The organism is Nocardioides sp. QY071, assembly GCF_029961765.1.
In the GTDB taxonomy this organism is placed as follows: Bacteria; Actinomycetota; Actinomycetes; order Propionibacteriales; family Nocardioidaceae; genus Nocardioides.
In genome coordinates this window covers 5067151-5084328 of the sequence record NZ_CP124681.1, presented here as the reverse complement: position 1 = coordinate 5084328, position 17178 = coordinate 5067151, and the positions used below count along the sequence as shown (strand labels likewise).

At 69.2% G+C, this 17178-nt stretch carries 14 protein-coding genes; 7 read left to right on the top strand and 7 right to left on the bottom strand.

Annotated features, from left to right (window positions below; all coding sequences use genetic code 11):
- The 6 genes from QI633_RS24455 to QI633_RS24430 all read left to right on the top strand — a co-directional run bounded on the left by QI633_RS24455 (nucleotide 1) and on the right by QI633_RS24430 (nucleotide 6629).
- Nucleotides 1–2061: a tripartite tricarboxylate transporter permease gene (locus QI633_RS24455; protein ID WP_282427361.1), complete on the top strand. Its 2061-nt coding sequence runs from the start codon at nucleotides 1–3 to the stop codon at nucleotides 2059–2061.
- A 46-nt stretch (nucleotides 2062–2107) separates the two neighbouring features.
- On the top strand, nucleotides 2108–2485 hold the full coding sequence (locus QI633_RS24450; protein ID WP_282427360.1) for a universal stress protein: 378 nt from the start codon (nucleotides 2108–2110) through the stop codon (nucleotides 2483–2485).
- 122 nt (nucleotides 2486–2607) lie between these two features.
- Entirely contained in the window at nucleotides 2608–3825 is a 1218-nt protein-coding gene (locus QI633_RS24445; RefSeq protein ID WP_282427359.1) for an acyl-CoA dehydrogenase family protein, read from the top strand.
- 26 nt (nucleotides 3826–3851) lie between these two features.
- Nucleotides 3852–4964: an acyl-CoA dehydrogenase family protein gene (locus QI633_RS24440; protein WP_282427358.1), complete on the top strand. Its 1113-nt coding sequence runs from the start codon at nucleotides 3852–3854 to the stop codon at nucleotides 4962–4964.
- Nucleotides 4939–5859, top strand: a complete 921-nt coding sequence (locus QI633_RS24435) for an alpha/beta hydrolase (RefSeq protein WP_282427357.1) — start codon at nucleotides 4939–4941, stop codon at nucleotides 5857–5859. The genes QI633_RS24440 and QI633_RS24435 overlap by 26 nt, the downstream gene beginning before the upstream one ends.
- 35 nt (nucleotides 5860–5894) lie before the next feature.
- Nucleotides 5895–6629, top strand: coding sequence for a FadR/GntR family transcriptional regulator (locus tag QI633_RS24430; protein ID WP_282427356.1), 735 nt, complete (start codon nucleotides 5895–5897; stop codon nucleotides 6627–6629).
- Between the two features lie 376 nt (nucleotides 6630–7005).
- Here the strand turns inward: QI633_RS24430 and QI633_RS24425 are convergent, their stop codons facing one another.
- The 3 genes from QI633_RS24425 to QI633_RS24415 form a co-directional block, all read right to left on the bottom strand.
- A complete protein-coding gene (locus QI633_RS24425; protein ID WP_282427355.1) occupies nucleotides 7006–7938 on the bottom strand; it encodes an SDR family NAD(P)-dependent oxidoreductase in 933 nt (310 codons plus the stop codon).
- Between the two features lie 273 nt (nucleotides 7939–8211).
- The gene (locus tag QI633_RS24420; protein ID WP_282427354.1) at nucleotides 8212–10137 is read right to left on the bottom strand and encodes a hydantoinase B/oxoprolinase family protein; all 1926 of its coding nucleotides are present in this window, start codon (nucleotides 10135–10137) and stop codon (nucleotides 8212–8214) included.
- Nucleotides 10134–12215, bottom strand: coding sequence for a hydantoinase/oxoprolinase family protein (locus tag QI633_RS24415; protein WP_282427353.1), 2082 nt, complete (start codon nucleotides 12213–12215; stop codon nucleotides 10134–10136). The genes QI633_RS24420 and QI633_RS24415 overlap by 4 nt, the downstream gene beginning before the upstream one ends.
- Before the next feature lie 289 nt (nucleotides 12216–12504).
- Between QI633_RS24415 and QI633_RS24410 the strand changes: the two genes are divergently transcribed.
- The gene (locus tag QI633_RS24410; protein WP_282427352.1) at nucleotides 12505–12987 is read left to right on the top strand and encodes a MaoC family dehydratase; all 483 of its coding nucleotides are present in this window, start codon (nucleotides 12505–12507) and stop codon (nucleotides 12985–12987) included.
- Nucleotides 12988–13000: 13 nt separating this feature from the next.
- Here the strand turns inward: QI633_RS24410 and QI633_RS24405 are convergent, their stop codons facing one another.
- Genes QI633_RS24405 through QI633_RS24390 form a run of 4 tightly spaced genes read right to left on the bottom strand, consistent with a single transcriptional unit; the run spans nucleotide 13001 to nucleotide 17128 of the window.
- Nucleotides 13001–13780 (bottom strand): enoyl-CoA hydratase/isomerase family protein, encoded by a 780-nt coding sequence (locus QI633_RS24405; protein ID WP_282427351.1) that lies wholly within the window; start codon nucleotides 13778–13780, stop codon nucleotides 13001–13003.
- Nucleotides 13777–14802: an acyl-CoA dehydrogenase gene (locus QI633_RS24400; RefSeq protein WP_282427350.1), complete on the bottom strand. Its 1026-nt coding sequence runs from the start codon at nucleotides 14800–14802 to the stop codon at nucleotides 13777–13779. Before QI633_RS24400 ends, QI633_RS24405 begins: the two co-directional genes overlap by 4 nt.
- Nucleotides 14799–15929, bottom strand: a complete 1131-nt coding sequence (locus QI633_RS24395) for an acyl-CoA dehydrogenase family protein (RefSeq protein ID WP_282427349.1) — start codon at nucleotides 15927–15929, stop codon at nucleotides 14799–14801. The genes QI633_RS24400 and QI633_RS24395 overlap by 4 nt, the downstream gene beginning before the upstream one ends.
- Complete coding sequence (locus QI633_RS24390) at nucleotides 15926–17128, bottom strand: CoA transferase (RefSeq protein ID WP_282427348.1); 1203 nt, start codon at nucleotides 17126–17128, stop codon at nucleotides 15926–15928. Before QI633_RS24390 ends, QI633_RS24395 begins: the two co-directional genes overlap by 4 nt.
- Nucleotides 17129–17178 lie beyond the last annotated feature (50 nt).

Below are 17178 nucleotides of genomic sequence, written 5' to 3'. Positions count from 1 at the left end.
ATGACCGACGCAGCCTTCTCAGCCCTCGGCTCGCTCGCCGACCCCTCGCTCCTCGTCATGCTCGCCATCGGTGTGGTGGCCGGCCTCGTGATCGGCCTGATCCCCGGTCTCGGTGGCACCGGTGCGGTGGCGATCCTCCTGCCGGTCACGTTCGGCATGGACCCCGAGCCGGCTCTCGCGATGCTCATCGGGGCGCTCGCCGTCGTCCACACCTCCGACACGGTCGCTGCCGTGCTCCTCGGGGCGCCCGGGTCGGCCTCCGCCAGCGTCACGATGCTCGATGGCTACGCCATGGCCCGGCAGGGTCAGGCAAAACGGGCGCTGTCCCTGGCGTTCCTGTCCTCGATGGCCGGCGGCGTGATCGGTGCGATCGGCCTGACGCTCGCGATCCCGCTGGCTCGACCGCTCGTGCTCTCCTTCGGCAGCCCCGAGCTCTTCATGCTCACCATCCTCGGTGTCTCCCTCGCCGCCGTGCTCTCGCGCGGCAATGTCGTCAAGGGCCTGACCGCCGGCTTCCTCGGACTCCTGCTCGGCCTCGTCGGCACGTCGCCAACGACCGCAGAGGAGCGCTTCTCGTTCGGCTCGCTCTTCCTCAGCGACGGCTTCTCGCTCGTCGCGGTCGCCCTGGGCATCTTCGGCCTGGCCGAGATCGCGAGCCGCGTCGGGCAGCGCCGCGTCGCAGAGAAGCCCGTCGAGCTCACCGGCGGCTGGGGTTCCGGCATCCGCGAGTGGCTGACCCATTGGACCCAGGTCATCCGCGGCGGCCTGATCGGCATCTGGGCTGGAGTCCTCCCCGGCGTGGGCGCGACCGCGGGCACCTGGCTCGCCTACGGACAAGCCGTCGCCACGGCCAAGGACAAGCGCAAGTTCGGCAAGGGCGACCCGCGCGGCATCGTCGGCCCGGAGAGCGCCAACAACTCCGTCGAGGCCGGTGACCTAATCCCGACCTTCCTGTTCGGCATTCCCGGCGGCGTACCGTCCGCGATGCTCCTCGGGATGCTGCTGACCTACGGCATCCAGCCCGGTCCGGCGATCGTGACCGACCACCTCGACCTGATGTACCTCATCGTCTGGGCGTTCGCCATCGCCTCGGTCGCGGGCGCGTTCCTCTGCTTCCTCGCGACCGGCTCGCTCGCGAAGCTCACCAAGGTGCCCTTTGCCGTCCTCGGGCCGGGGCTGCTCGTGGTCATGCTGCTCGGCGCGTTCCAGGAGGGCGGCCAGCTCGGCGACCTCTGGGTCATGGTCGTGCTCGGAGTGGTCGGGTTCTTCCTCAAGGCGACCGGCATGCCGCGGGCCCCCTTCCTGATCGGCTTCGTCCTCGCGATCCCGATGGAGCGCTACTACTACCTCACCGCCAACCTGTATGACGGCACGAGCTGGATGACCCGCCCGGGTGTCCTGGTCTTCGCCGCCCTGCTGGTGGTGCCGGCCCTCTGGGCGCTGGTCAAGCGGCTGCGCGGCGCCTCGGGTGCCGTCGACGACGGCCATCGAGACGAGCACGCTGCCGAGGACGCCGATGGCGACGAGCTCGAGGGATCGATGGCCGGCACGCGGTGGTCCGCCGCGGTCGCCCTCGTCGCCGTCGCCCTGTTCGCCGGCGCGTTCTGGGTCAGCGGCAGCTTCTCCGCGGAGGCGCGGCTGATGCCGCGGCTGGTGGCGGTCTGCGGCCTGGCCGTGGCACTCGCGCTGGTCTGGCAGGAGCTCCGTGGCCGGTGGCGCGACGCCAGGTCGGCCGACGACGAACCCGACGACCACCGGGCGGGTGCAGGCGCGGGCCGCACCGTGCTCGCGACCCGCGTGGCGCCGACGGACGTCGCCGTCGCCCAGAGCCACGACCTCGTGATCGCGGCCCGGACCTTCGCCGCCATGGCCGCATTCCTGGTCCTGGTCACCGTCGGCGGCTACCTCGCGGCCACGCTGGTCTTCACGCCCGTGTTCCTGCTGTACGCCGCCCGAGTCCGCCCCCGGACCGCGGTCGTCTACACCCTGGTCCTGGGCCTGGTGCTCCTCGTCCTGCCGTCGTTGCTTCCGGTCGACCTGCCCCTCGGCCTCCTGCAGTGACGTCCCGGCCAGCACCTCTTCCCAGCCCCTCCCGAAAGGAATCCCGATGACCCTCGTCGTCGCCTACGCCGACACCCCTCCCGGCCACGCCGCCGTCGCAGCCGCCGTCGCCGAGTCTGCCCCCGCGCAGGAAGTCATCATCCTCGTCCCAGCGGTTCGCGGGGAAGCACTGCCCGAGCTCGACGCGATCGTCGCGCGGTGGCCAGAGGTCGGCGGCCGCGTCGAGATCGAGAGCGGTGACCTCGGCGACCCCAGCGACAACGTCGTCCAGGTCGCCCAGCGGCGCGACGCCCGCCTCGTCGTCCTCGGGCTGCGGGCACGTACCCCGGTCGGCAAGCTGGTGTTCGGCAGCACGGCCCAGCGGATCCTGCTCGATGCCACCTGTCCCGTCCTGGCGGTCAAGCCGGAGCCCGCCACGACCTGAGAGCCGCCCCAGCGGCGGTTGGCAGATGGGCAGAGACCGGCAAGCGTCAATCGCGGCTGCGCGGGTGGGATTCTCCGCGATGAGGGTGGACGCGTCTTCGTAGGTTTAGTATCATAGTTCCTATGAATGCTGCCGCAGTGACGTCGCCGGACGTCGACGGATTCCGTGCCCGGGTGCGGGTCTTTCTGGAGAATGAGCTCCCGGCTGACTGGGCCGGAGTCGGCGAGCTCAGTCACCTCGAGGCCGAGGCCTTCGCTCAGCGCTGGCGTGCCTCGCTGGCGGAGCACGGACTGCTGGCCACGTCGTGGCCGGTCGAGTACGGCGGCGCGGGTCTCACTGATGCAGAACGCGTCGTGCTTGCCGAGGAGTTCGCCCGGGTCGGTGTGCCCACCGGGATCATGAACGACATCTTCAGCATCGTGATGATCGGGAACACGTTGCTCCACTGGGGTACCGAGGAGCAGAAGAAGCACTTCCTCCCGCGCATCCTCTCCGGCGAGGATGTCTGGTGTCAGGGCTACTCCGAACCGGGCTCGGGCTCCGACCTCGCCTCCCTGTCCACTCGTGCGGTCCTCGACCATGACGAGTGGGTCATCAACGGACAGAAGATCTGGACGTCCGGTGGCCACCTCGCCAACTGGATCTTCGTGCTCGTCCGCACCAATCCGGATGCCCCCGCGCACCGCGGCATCTCGATGCTTCTCGTGCCCATGGACCAAGAAGGTGTCGAGGTCCGGCCGATCAAGAACATCGCCGGCGAGAGCGACTTCAACGAGGTGTACTTCACCGATGCACGCTGCCCCAAGGCGAACGTCGTGGGCGGGGTTGACGAGGGCTGGCCTGTGGCCATGACGCTTCTCGGTTTTGAGCGTGGTGAGTCGGCGGCAACGCTGCCGATCATGTTCCGCGTCGAGCTCGAGCGGCTCTTCGACCTGGCGAGGGAGAACGGCGCAGCGGACGAGCCCGTCATGCGCGACCTGCTTGCGGACGCCTACATCGACAACGAGATCATGCGCTTCCTGGGCCGCGACTCCCTCGCCCGCTTCCTCGCGGGTCACGCGCCTGGTCCCGACGCGGCGATCAGCAAGCTGTTCTGGAGCGAGTACCACACCAAGGTCACCGAGCTCTCCCTCGACGTGCTCGGTCGAGAGAGCCTCGTGGCCGAGGGGCGGCGTCCCACCAACACCACCATGTTCCAGACCGACGACATGGGTGCGCCCAACTCGAGCGCCTCGTGGATCACCACGGCGTTGGTCTCCCGCTCCGGAACCATCTACGCCGGCACGACCGAGATCCAGAAGTCGATCATCGGCGAGAAGCTGCTCGGCCTCCCCAAGTGACGACGCACCCACAGAAGGCAGTTTCCATGGACCCCTTGCTCGACGACGACCAGCGCTCCTACCAGCGCAGCCTGCGCAAGTTCCTCGACACGAACTGGACGGACGAAGAGGTCCGTGCGGACCTGCAGGCGGCGGCACCCGACCGCGCGACGTGGCGCCGCCTCGCCGGAGAGCTCGGCGTCGCGGGGCTCAACATCCCCGAGCAGTACGGCGGATCGGGCGGCGCGCCCGCGGAGGCTCTCCTTGTTGCCGAGGAGCTCGGTCGCGCCCTGTACGCGGGCCCCTACTTCAGCACCGTCGTGCTGGCGGCGAACGCGATCGTGCTCAGTGGTGACCGTGCGATCGCCGAGCAGCTCCTCCCGGGCATTGCCAGCGGCGAGAAGACTGCTGCGTTGGCGACCATCGACGTCGGTCGTGACCGGCACACCGCGCCCGCGCCGGAGGCGACGTCGACGGGCGACAGCTGGGTCGTCAGCGATGAGGCGCTCCGCGTGATCGACGGAGCTGACGCTGACCACCTCATCGTTGAGGCCTCGACCCCCGCCGGCCGGTCGCTGTTCCTCCTGGACGGCTCAGGTGTCGAGCGCAGGGCCGCAGAGACGCTGGATCCGACGCGACGGATGGCGACCCTGGTGCTGGACAGTGCGCCGGCCCAGCTGATCGGGCGGGACGGGCAGGCACCGGAGATCCTCGCATCCCTGCAGCCCACGCTGGCCCTGGCCCTCGCTGCCGAGGCCGTCGGCGGCGCAGCTCGTGCGATTCATGACACGGTCGAGTACGCGAAGACGCGCCACCAGTTCGCCAAGCCGATCGGTTCGTTCCAAGCCGTCAAGCACCGCTGTGCCGAGATGCAGGTGCGCCTCGACGGTGCGCGAGCCGGTGTCCGGCATGCCGGCAGGGTGCTGGTCGAGGGCGGCGAGGATCTCGCCCTGCTCGCCTCCGTGCTCAAGGTGTATGCCACGAAGTCGTACTTCCGGACCGCGGCGGACATGATCCAGCTCCACGGTGGTATCGGGTTCACGTGGGAGCACTCCGCACACCTCCACTTCAAGCGGGCCAAGTCCTTGGAGCTGCTGGGCGGCACGCACGCCGAACTGCGCTCCGCGATCGCCGATGTCGTGCTCGCTGCCAGGGGCTGACCCGCCCCCGTCGTGGTTCGTCGCCGCGCTTCAGGACGGTGGTCAGGACCACGCGGTCGAGGTGCACGGCGCCCGCGTGGCGTACCGGGCGTGGGGGCCTCGAGGTGCGCCGGTCGTCGTGCTCGTTCACGGAGGAGCGGCCCATGCAGGGTGGTGGGACCACGTGGCGCCGGCGCTGACGCCGCGGCACCGCGTGGTCGCCCTCGACCTCACGGGCCATGGCTCGAGCGACGCGCGCTCACGTTACGACCTCCTCTCCTGGGCAGACGAGATCGAAGCGGTCGGGACGGCCGAAGCCGAGGGCGACGTGTTCTCCGTCGCCGGGCACAGCCTGGGCAGCGTCGCTGCCTTGGTCACGGCCTACCGTCATGGAGATCGCGTGGCGGGAACCATCGCGGTCGACCCTCCGGACTGGCTGGTGGCCGAAGGCGGTCTGGAGGCTCGCCGGACCGTCCTGAACCCCCGCCGTTTCCACCCCAGTCGGGAGCTGGCGGCGGCGCGCTTCCAGGCCCGACCGACGGACCCGGCGCGAGTGCCCTACGTCGAACGTCATGTCGCGGAGGGGTCGGTGCACCTGACCCCGGACGGGTGGACATGGCGCTTCGACCCCGCCGTCACGGGCCACGACACCTTCCCCGACGAGCTGTGGGGCAATGACATCGGTCCCGTCGTCCTGGTGCGTGCGGAGCGCGGACTCCTCTCCGCCGACCAGGCGGCTGAGCTGTGCGACAGGCTCGGCGGTGCCGAGGACTTGATCATCGAGGACAGCGGTCACCACGTCATGCTCGACCAGCCGATCGCGCTGACCGGGTGTCTGCAGGACGTCCTGGCTCGCTGGACTCTCACGCGCCGCCACGGCCGGCAGGGCCCGAGGTCCTGCCATCGTGGTGGATAACTTTACGTATAGTTGTACAAGTGACACGAGTGCAGATGAGCGCCTTCCGCCAGCGCATGGTCAAGGCCTCCGAGCGTCTGGCTCGCCAGTTGGCGACATCGATCGTCGAGGGTGAGATCGAAGAGGGAGCGCGCCTGCCGCACGAGAGCGAGATGCTCAACCAGCTGAAGGTCAGTCGAGCCACGCTCAGGGAGGCACTTCGGCTGCTCGAGGTCTGGGGTCTGGTCGTGATCCGTACCGGTCCCGGCGGTGGACCCACCGTCCGACGCCCGAGCTCGGGCGAGCTGGCGGAGCACCTCGGTCTCATGTTGCAGTTCCAGCAGCTCACGCTCCAGGACGTCTCGGACGCCAGGCTGGCGCTCGAGCCGATGATGGCGCGGCTGGCAGCGGAGCGGATCACTCCGGAGGAGATCGCGGAGCTGCGCGACTCCGTGGAGGTCATGAAGCGCAGCTACGACGACCCGGGGCAGTTCTGGGCGCAGAACCAGCGCTTTCACTCGGCTGTGGCTGAGGCTGGTGACAGCCGCGTGATCAGCATGATCGTCGACGCGGTGAAGTTCATCGCCGATGGTGCGTCGAGCGGCGTCCACTACGAGCGCGCGGAGCTCGAGGACGTGGTTCGTGCGCACACCAAGATCATCGACCTCCTCGAAGCCGGCGATGCCGAGGGCGCGGCGAACTCGATGCACCGTCACCTCGACGTCGGCCGTCGGTTCATTGCTCAGAACCAGCCGGCGACGCTCCGCAGCCCGCTGCGCTGGCCGGACTAGCATCGGGATTTCATGCCGTCGGGGGACCGCCGCCCAGCGCACGAGTGCCTGTGTGGCGGATTCCTGGCTTGGCGAGGGGCAAGACCCCACTCGTGCAGCGCCGGATCTGGATGGCGGTCGTCGTACTGACCGCCGACCTGCTGACCTGGACCCAGACCCTCGCCTTCGACGAGCCCGAGCCAACCGGCTCGGGCTCACTCGCGACAGGTCGGGACCGGCCCAAAGTGGAGCTCGCGGCCGAGGACTGCTCCGGCCAGCAGGCCGACGGTCTCGCAGGACGCGTCATGAGAATGACAGGGGTCAGGCCTGCTATCGACTTACATGCTCGCCGTCACAGGACATGCCCGACGCCTGACGACGTCGATCGAATGACGGATCACTCGGACGGCTGCGCGCGCCACGTGATTTCGTTGATGACGCCCTGGAAGGCGCCGCCTGCGGAGAACCCGCCATCAACGGCAATCTCGGCACCGTTGATGTAGGAAGAGGCGTCCGAGCACAAGAAGGCCACCAGGGCGGCGACCTCGCTGGCCTGTCCAGTGCGCTTCAGAGGGGTGACGGAGGCGAACGACGTGCGCACCACGGGGGTGACGTCGTCGATCAGCGGCGTCTCGACGATGCCCGGGTGGATGGAGTTCGCCCGGATGCCATGGGGGCCGAGCTCGAGCGCGGCGACCTTCGTCAGGCCGCGCAGGCCCCACTTGCTGGCCGAGTACGCAGCTGAAGAGTAGGCGACCAGGCCCGCGATCGACGAGACGTTGACGATCGAGCCCCGACCGCGCTCGCGCATACCGGGTGCCACCGCGCGGATCCCGAGCATGCACCCGGTGAGGTTGATGGCCAAGACCCGGTCCCACCCCTCGCGCTCGGTGTCGAGGATGCCGACCCGCTGGCTGACGCCCGCGTTGTTCACGAGCGCGTCCACGCCACCGAGGTCCGCCGCCACGGCTGTGATGCGCTCCCACTCCGGCTCGCGCGTGACGTCGAGCTCGACGGCGACCGCACGGCCGCCGCCCTGTTCGATCTCGTCCGCGAGTGCCTGCGCTTCCTCGACGAGCACGTCGCCGATGACGACCGTCCCGCCTTCGGCGGCGACGAGGCGAGCCCCCGCGGCTCCCATGCCCCGAGCGCCGCCAGTGATGATGACCGTCCTGCCGTCCAAGCACCCCATGAGGGCCTCCGTTCCTGTGTCGAGTCCTTGCTGTCCTGCAGAGGCACGGCCGAGGCCGGCGCCGGAGCAGAGCTGCTCCGGCGCCAGCGGGTCTAGCCGTTGCGCGAGGCTGGCCAGTCTGAGGTCGCGGATGCCCACGGCGGCCAGTGGTCGTCAGCGGTCGGCAGCGTCACCTCCAAGTGCTCGAAGCAGTCCTGGCACTTGACCACCATGCGGGGGCCCAGGTAGTTGGCCACGGGGTACCGCGCCACGTCGTGCGAGCCGCACGCCGGACACGTACGGCCCGTCGGCACGCGCTCGACGCTCACCGTCGGCTCCTGGGGCGGCCCAAACAACAAGCGATCCACGCCCATCAGGGGGCTCCTTTCGTCGTTTCATCGGTCCCGGGAAGACACCCGGCAGGAGGTCGGGTCAGAGAATCCAGTCGGAGGGGGACGCGGACGGGACGCTCCAACGGCCAGCGTCCCGCTCCGTCGCGAGGTGGCGGCGCAACTCGAGTGAAGCGGCCGTGTTCACGACACCGTCCTCCAGGACTACGCCGAACGCCTTCGTCGCGTACCCGGGCGAGTAGAGGCCGTCGCGGACGTCGTTCGCCACGGCGTCGGTGTCGCGCTCAAGGGGATCTCCCCACCCGCCGCCGCCACCGATGACGACGCGGAGCGCGTCACCGGCCTTGACCACCACTCCGGCGAGCTTCCCTGTCGTGCTGGATGCTGTGCCCTGGACCGAGCCGTGGTCGGCGTCGGGGACGCCCTTGTCGTCGAAGGCGCCGTACAGCGGCTCGAGGCCCTGCAGCATCCGCGGGTCCATGTGCTTTGACCAGTCGAACTGGGGGATGTACCACGCGTAGGACGACATCCCGCGCCCGCCGCCGCCGACGCCGTCGGCCCCGTGGCGGACCCGGTCGGACGTGATGGTCACCATGGTGTCCGACAGGGCGACCAGCGTGTAGATGCCGCCAAAACCGCCCCGGTGCTTGCCGGCGCCGGCGGAGTCTGGCATCACCTCCATCTGGCCGATCACGGTCGGCGACTCGGCCTCGGCGTGCTCGTGGACGGAGGTCCGACAGTTACCGATCGGAGCGATGCAGTAGGTCAGTCCGTCACCTTTCCAGGTGCCACCCCAGCCACCACCGGGGCCGGCGAATGAGCCCCACTGCTGACCCTCGTGCCCGGGCCGCATGTCGATGCCGCCCATCACGATGGTCGCACAGGTGCCGGAGTCGGCCGCGATCGACTTGGAGACCAGGGCCCCCGAGATCGCCTTGACGACCATGTTGATCGATCGTGAGCCGATGTCGATGTGATTGGAGCAGCTGGACGGCGGGAGCACGCAGACGGCGCTGCCGGGGGGCAGGATGGTCTCGATCGGGCGCAGCGTGCCGCTGTTGACCGGCGGCTCGGGGTCGACCAGCATCTTCACGGCCTCGATGCACCGAGTGGCCTCCACCCAGGCCGTGCCGACGTTTCCCCGGGGCTGGCGCCCGGTGCCGGAGAAGTCGATCTCCATCGAGTCGCCCCGCACCTTGACCGTCACCACCATGGGCAGTGGGTCGGCCTCGACGCCGTCGTCGTCGAGGAAGTCCTCGATCCGGTAGTCGCCATCCGGGATCTCCCGGATGCCGGCGCGCATGCTTGCCTCGGTGACATCGATCGCATGCTGGGCCGCCGCGAACACGGTGCCGGTGCCGTAGCGGTCAAGGAGGTCTCGCAACCTCCCCTCGCCGACCACCAGGCACCCGTACAGCGCTCGGAGGTCACCGAGGAGCATCGCCGGGACACGCGTGTTCTCGAGCAGGTAGTTGAAGGCCGGACGCACCGGGACGTCGTCTGCGTAGAGCAGCGTCGGCGGAAACTTGAGCTGCTCCTCGAACGCCGTCTCGACCCCGTTCGAGAACCCGCCGGGGATCGGCCCGCCGAGATCGACGACGTGCGACGTCGAGTGCAGCACCGCGCGCACCTCACCGTCGATGTGGATCGGCCGCAGTAGGTTAATGTCGGACTGGTGGATCGCTCCGCGCCAGGGGTCGTTGACGAAGATGACGTCTCCTGGGTTCGTCCGGTCGAGATCCCATTCGTTCATCGTGAAGTTGGCGATGTGCTGCGAGGTGAACGCGTGCTGCATGCAGCCCTCGAAGCAGGCCACCATCTCCCAGCCCTGCTCGGTCTTCAGGTGCACGGCGGTGGTGCAGTCCAGGATGTCACGCACGACGGGCGAGAAGGCGCTGCGCATCAGCGACAGGTTCATCTCGCGGGCGATCTCGATCAGTCCGTAGCGGATCGTGTCGTACAGACCCGCGGGTGCTGCTGAGGACGTCGCCTCCGGTGCCACGGTCATCGCGAACCCCTCTCGTTGATGCGGCTGACGACCAGACAGCCGTCTTCTCGTAAGCTGCCGGACCATCCCGGCTGGATGAAGGTCGTGGCGAACCGCTCCACAACCAGGGCCGGCCCTTCGATCCGGGCGCCCGAGGTGAGCAGCTCACGCTGGTGGACCTCGGCCTCCATGGGCCCACGGCCGACCGGGATGACGGTGGCCGTCCGTACGTACGACGTGCCCGCCTTGGAGGTGACCCGACGCTCCACCGTGGTGTCGCGGGCGACCACGCCCGTGACCTCGAGGCTGGTGCACATGACCGGGAGCTCGCGAGCGGAGAACCCGTAGGTGCGCTGGTAGAACGTGTGGAACTCCTCGACCATGGCCTCGACGGTCTCCGCCGTGATCGGACCGTCGGCGAGCGGCCGGCGGTTGTCCCAGGTCTGGCCTGCGTACATCCCGAAGAAGGCTCGCTCGAACTGCAGGGCGCCGACGTTCAGGCCCTGGGCCATGAGGTCGTCGCGGATACTCTGCTCCATCCTCGTGAACGCCTGCTCGAGGCCGAGCGCTCCACCAGCCGTGAGCATCGTCATGGGAGCCGTGGCCGTTGTGACACGCAGGTCGCTGCCCAGGAGGCCGAGCGCGGAGAATTGCCCCGGGCTGTAGGGAACGATGACCGTGTCGAGCCCCAGGATCTCGGCGACCTGGTTGGCGAGCATCGGCCCGGCCGCACCAAAGGGCAGGAGGGCGAAGTCGCGCAGGTCCATCCCGCGATACACCGAAACAGACCGGATCTTGGCTGCCATGTCCTCACATGCCACGGCGTAGGCCGCGGAGGCGAGCTTGGTCGCGTCCAGCCCGACGCTCTCGGCGACCGTGGCGAGCGCCTTGCGGGCGAGGTTGGTGTCGAGCTCCATCGCGCCGCCGGCGAACAGGTCGGGCTGGAGGATGCCGAGGGCCACGCACGCGTCGGTCAACGTCGGGTCGGCGCCGCCGCGGCCGTAGCAGGCCGGGCCAGGGACCGAGCCCGCCGAGGCCGGCCCCACGCGCAGCGCTCCTAGGGAGTCGACTGAGATGATGCTGCCCGCTCCCGACCCGACGCTGCCAACGTCGACCAGGGGCATCGTCAAGGTCAGGCCCTGTTCCAGCGTCCAGAGGTCCGTCATCGGTGTCGTCGCGGACACGATGCTCGCAACGTCCGTGCTGGTGCCGCCGACGTCCATCGTGAGCAGATTCTCCGGACCGCCGGCCTGGGCAAGGCGGACGGAGCCAGCGACGCCGCCGACGGGCCCGGACACGAGCTGGAAGACCGGTGCTGTGGCTGCGTGCTCGACGGTCGTGACCCCGCCGTTCATGGTCATGATCCAGAGCAGGCCGTCGAACCCAGCTTCGGCCAGCAGGCCGCGCAGGCGATGCAGGTAGTGCGTCACGGCCGGACCGACGTAGGCGTCGAGCGCGACCGTGGTGGTGCGCTCGTGCTCCTTGGTCACCGAGTAGAGCGAGGAGGTCTGCACGTAGGCCTCTGGCAGCACCTCGCGGACGATCGTCGCGGCGCGCTGCTCGTGGTCCGGGTTGCTGTATGCATTGACGAAGCAGATGCCGACGCTTTCGACACCGTCGTCCTTGAGCACGTGCGCCGCCGCGCGAACGGCGGCCTCGTCCAGGTCGCGCACCACGTTGCCATCGGCGGACATTCGCTCGGGCACGCCGACGCGCTGCTGGCGCGCGACGATGGGGCGCGCCTGGTGGGGCCGCACCCAGGTGGGGTCGTAGAACTGCGGTCCGAACTCGCGGTTCATGCGGCCAATGTCGAGCAGATCGCGATGGCCGTCGGTGGCCAGCAGAGCCGTCCTGGCGCCAGCACGGCTGAGCACGGCGTTGATCCCGACCGTGTGGCCGTGGACCAGTTCTGCGATCTCCTGCGGCTCAATGCCGATCTGCCGGATTGCCGCCAGCACCCCGACCTCCTGCTCGGAGGTGGTCAGGACCTTGCCGTCACGCACCTCGCCTCGGATGAGGTCGAGGGCGACGATGTCGGTGAAGGTTCCTCCGACGTCGATCCCGACGACCCAGGGGGTGTGACTCGTGCTCTTCTCCACAGCAGTCCTTCCGGTTCGAGTCGACAACGGCGAGTGTCGTCCGTCACATCCGAATCATGAGCCCAAAGGACCTATCTATGTCAATAGTTATCCCATTCCATCCTCCATGTGGCGCCCGTCGCCGGGGCAGTCCTGGATCCCGCTCGGAGTCGATCCTGTGCCTGCTGGCGCTCGGCGGCCTCGCACTGGTAGATCGGCCCACCGTCTTGCCGCGGCCGCAAATCGGATCGGTTCCGCCGTGGCACTTCTTGGGTTGCCTTCAGGAGGTGTTCCCTAGATAATCATAACTATGACTATAAATACACCGGCCGATCGCGCGCTTCCGACGGTCATCTCGCTTGCCGACATCGAGGAGTCCGTCGGTGTGGAGCTCGGCCCCGGCCCGTGGCTCACTGTCGAGCAGGGCAGGATAGACGCCTTCGCGGAGGCGACCGGTGACCACCAGTGGATTCACGTGGACCGCGACCGTGCGGCCGCGGGTCCGTTCGGTCGCACGATCGCGCACGGGTACCTGACCCTGTCGCTGGTTGCCGGCATGATGGGCGACATCATCGACGTGACCGACCGCAGCAGCGGGGTCAACTACGGCATCGACAAGGTTCGCTTCGTCACGCCGGTCCGGGAGGGCTCACGGATCCGGATGCGGGGTTCCGTCCTCGCCGCGGCACCCCGCGCTGGCGGGATGCAGTACCGGCTGGGCCTGTCGATCGAGATCGAGGGAGTCGAGAAGCCGGCGATGGTCGGCGAGTTCATCGTCCTCGCCTTCCCCTGATCTCCCGCCCCTCTCAGCGCCCGGCGAACTCCGGGTCGCGTCGCTCGAGGCTGGCGGCGATGCCCTCCCGGCTGTCCGCGGTCTCCCACAGCCAAGCCTGCTCGGTCGCCTCGCGGTCGAGCGCTTCGACGACGCGCTCCCGGAGGTCGCCACGCAACGTCTCGCGGATGGAACGCACCGCGAGAGGAGCAAGTGCCGCGAGCTCACGTGCGTAGGCGATCGCAACGTCACGTTCGAGACCCGGCTCGGCGAGCCGGTCGGCCAGGCCGAGGGCGAGGGCCCTCTCGCCGTCGACCGTCTCCGCCCCGATGAGCATCCGGCTCGCGGCCTGCGTCCCGATGATCCGCGGCAGACTCACGGAGAGCCCGAAGCCCTGGTGGAAGCCCAGCCGCGCGAAGTTGGCCCACAGTCGGGTCTTCGGCGACGCCACCCGGAAGTCCGCCGCGCAGGCGAGGCCCAGCCCCCCTCCCACCGCTGACCCCTGGACCGCGGCCACCACGGGAATCGGCGAGTCGAACAGTCGCGCTCCTTCGGCATAGAGGCGACGCGAGTCGGCTGCACGGTCCGAGCTCTCGGTCGGAGCGCCGAAGTCGGCGCCGGCGCAGAAGTGCTTGCCCTCTGAGCACAGGACGGCGACACGCACCGTGCCGTCGGCCGCCAGGGTGTCGAGGGTGTCCGCGATGGCGGCGATGAGTGGGCGGTCGAAGTAGTTCGCCGGCGGTCGCGCGATCTCCAGGATGGCGACGAGGCCGTCGGTCTCGACCCTCAGTCCGTCGAGCGGGTAGGTGGTCATGGACGCAGCTCCGGTCGGTTGTCGTCGAGGACGAGGTGGGCGAAGGACGCGGCGGACGACGCGGTGACGCCGAGCCGTCGGGAGAGCTCCAGCTCCTCGCCGAGGTCGCCGGCCCACGTGTGAAGTCGCCGGGTGTAGCCCTGCAGGCGGTACTCCCGGGTCATGCCGATCGCTCCGTGTGCCTGGTGAGCGGCGCGTGCGGCGACGAGCGCGTTCTCCGAGGTGACGACCTGGGCCGCGGCGAGGTCGAGATCGTGGGGATCGACCTGCATCGCGAGCCGTTCCGCGACGGCTGTCGTCATGACCGCCATCTGCTCGAGCTGCACGACGTGTGCCTGGACGGCCTGGAAGGCGCCGATGGGCCGTCCGAACTGCACCCGTTCGGACACATATCGACGGGTCAGCTCAGAACACGCCTGCAGGGCACCAGCCGTCATGGCGATCCGCAGCATGGCCGTGCGTCGGCGCATCCTGTCCGGGCTGAGGCCCGTACCTGTCGCGAGGGGAGCGATCCGCTCGAACGTGAGGGTGTCGCGCGGCTGGCCGGCGAGGTCGACGCCGAGGGCGACCACGGCGTCCCGGGGCGCGAGCGCGACAGTGCGCCCGTCGTCGGTGACGGCCACGACCTGATCCACGGACCCGCCCCACGGAACATCCGTGAGCTGGCCGGTGACCGTGCCGTCGTCGTGGATGACGAGCGACGCCGGGGCGACCGGCATCGAGGAGCTGACCGACGCGTCGACGGGGAACCCCGCCTCGGCGAGTGCCCAGGCGGCAGTCGTCGACTCGACCAAGGGAACGTCGGCCGCGTGCCGGCCGGCGAGAACCGCCAGCGCGACCAGGTCGTCGACCGTTCCCCCGGACCCGCCGGACTCCTCGGGCACGCCGACGAGATGAAGGCCGAGCGCGGCGAACGGGGACCAGCGAGTCTGGGCAAGCGGACCGGACTCGGCGATCGGGGTGTCGGCCGGCCAGGTCGCCGCGAAGAAGTCGGCCAGCGCGGCCGTGAGGTCCGAGGTCATCGCTTGATGAGTCCCTTCGAGATGATGGTGCGGAGGATCTCAGTGGTGCCACCGCGCAGTGTCCAGGACGGTCCGACCAGGATCGCCCGCGCGAGCAGGGCCTCCCACGGATCGTCGGACGTCAGGGACGGCGTACGGCCGTAGTGACGGCGAACGAGAGCAAGCGACTCCTGCTCGAACAGGGTCGCCATCTCCTTGACAAGGGCGGCCTCGACGACGGGGAAGGTTCCGGAATCGACGAGCCGCGCGATGGAGAGGCTCATCCCGCGGTAGGCCCAGAGGCGCGCGAGGATCCGGCCGAGGTCGACCTGCGCAGGCACCGAGTCGCGCACGCCTTCCGAACGCGCCCAGCGCTCGAGGAGGGGCATGGTCGACATCCAGCGGTCGACGCCACCTCGTTCGAGGGCGAGCTCACTCGTGTTCTGTCCCCAGCCGGCGCCGACCTCCCCCAGGCGCGCGTCGTCCGTGAGGCGCACGTCCTCGAAGGCCACTTCGCAGAAGTGGCGGGTACCGTCGATGAAGGGAATCGGCGCGACGGTGACTCCCGGAGTGTCACGCGGAACGACGAACTGGGTGAGTCCGTCGTGCCGCCCGTCGCTGGTCCGGAACAGGCAGAGCAGATGCGTCGCGGTCATCGCGTTCGACGTCCAGATCTTCGTTCCGCTGATGTGCCACGCGCCGTCCTTCCACGTCGCTATCGAACGCACCGAGGCGAGGTCGGAGCCGGCGTCGGGCTCACTCATCCCGATGGCGAAGGACAGCTCTCCCCGCGCGATGCCAGGAAGGAGTGCGCGCCGCTGCTCCTCGGTGCCGTTGTGCAGGATGTTGAGGCCCGACTGTCGGTCGGCCGTCCAGTGGAAGCCGACCGGGGCTCCGCGAGTGAGGAGCTCTTCGACCACGATCTGACGCTCGACCGCGGTTCGTCCGCCTCCGCCGTACTCCTTGGGCAAGGCCATTCCCACCCAACCCTGGGCCCCGAGGTCGCGGGAGAACGCGGGGTCCACGTCACCGGCCATCCCCAATCCCAGCGGGTAGGTCCCGGGGAGAAGTCGCTCGTCGAGGTAGGCACGGACGTCGGCCTGGAGTGCGCGTTCCTCGGCGGTGAGGGTGGTGGGGACGAGAATCACGGGGCCTCCGTCAGGTGAGCGCCGAGCTCGTCGAGCACGGCGGCGGTGTGCTCCCCGATGAGGGGTGCCGGCGAGGGGGTGGTCATGGTCGCGCCGTGGAAGAGCGCAAGCGGGGGGATCAGCCGGTACGAGCCGGCGTGCGGATGCTCCACGATCGGCAGCTCCTCGACCAGGTCCTGCATCGACGCGACTTCCGTGGCCGGGATGCCTGCTCGACGGCAGTAGTCGAGCCACTGTGCGGTCGTCCGGGTGGGGGTGAAGCGGCGAACGTCGCGGTACAAGGAGTCGGAGTTGGCGATCGTGGCCCGCAGGTCCGCATAGCGAGGGTCGTCGTCGGCGTTGGGGACGCCGGCCTCGGCGAACAGCGACGCGTAGTGCTCGGGGCGGTAGGGCAGCAGGTGGACCCAGCCGTCGCTGGTCGGGTGCGGCCGCCGGTCCGGGGACAGCACGCGCGCATAGCCGGTGGCGGGCTTGCCAGGCATGTTCACGGGAGGTTCGCTGATGGCGCCCGCGCCGTGCTCGACGAGCATGAAGGCCCCCATCGCCTGGTTCATGGGCACCTCGACGTGGCGTCCCTGACCGGTGCGTGCACGCTGCAGGAGCGCCGCGACGATCGCCTGGGCCATCACCAGGCCACACACCTTGTCCGCGAAGATCGTCGGCATCAGTCCGGGCTCGCCGGTGACACGCTCGACCACGTCCGACACGCCGCAGGCCGCCTGGATGATGTCGTCGTATGCAGGCTCGTTGGCGCGCGGGCTACCAACCGGGAAGCCTTGTGCCTGGCAGTACACGACGTCCTCGCGCAGGGCACGTACCGATGCATAGTCGAGGCCCAACCGGGTGAGCACGTGCGGGCGCATCGTGGAGACGACGACGTCACACCGGCGGACGAGTTCCTCCAGGACGGCACGGCCCTCGGCGGACTTCAGGTCGACGGCGACAGAGCGCTTGTTGCGGAGCAGATTGAGGGAGATGCCCGACAGCTCCGCGTGCGGGCCCGGGCCCATCACGCGGTTGGTGTCGCCGCCATCGGCCTCGACCATGATCACGTCCGCACCCTGGTCGGCCAAGATCTGTGTGGCGAACGGTCCCATGACGACACGAGTGAGGTCGAGCACCGTGATGCCGTCCAGGGGCTGTCGGGTCGACGCGTCGTGGTGACGGACGGTCTCGGGGTTGCTCTCGGTAGCGCCCATGTCGGCGTGCCCTCCCATGGTCGGCGAATGGCATAAGTATGATATTAATT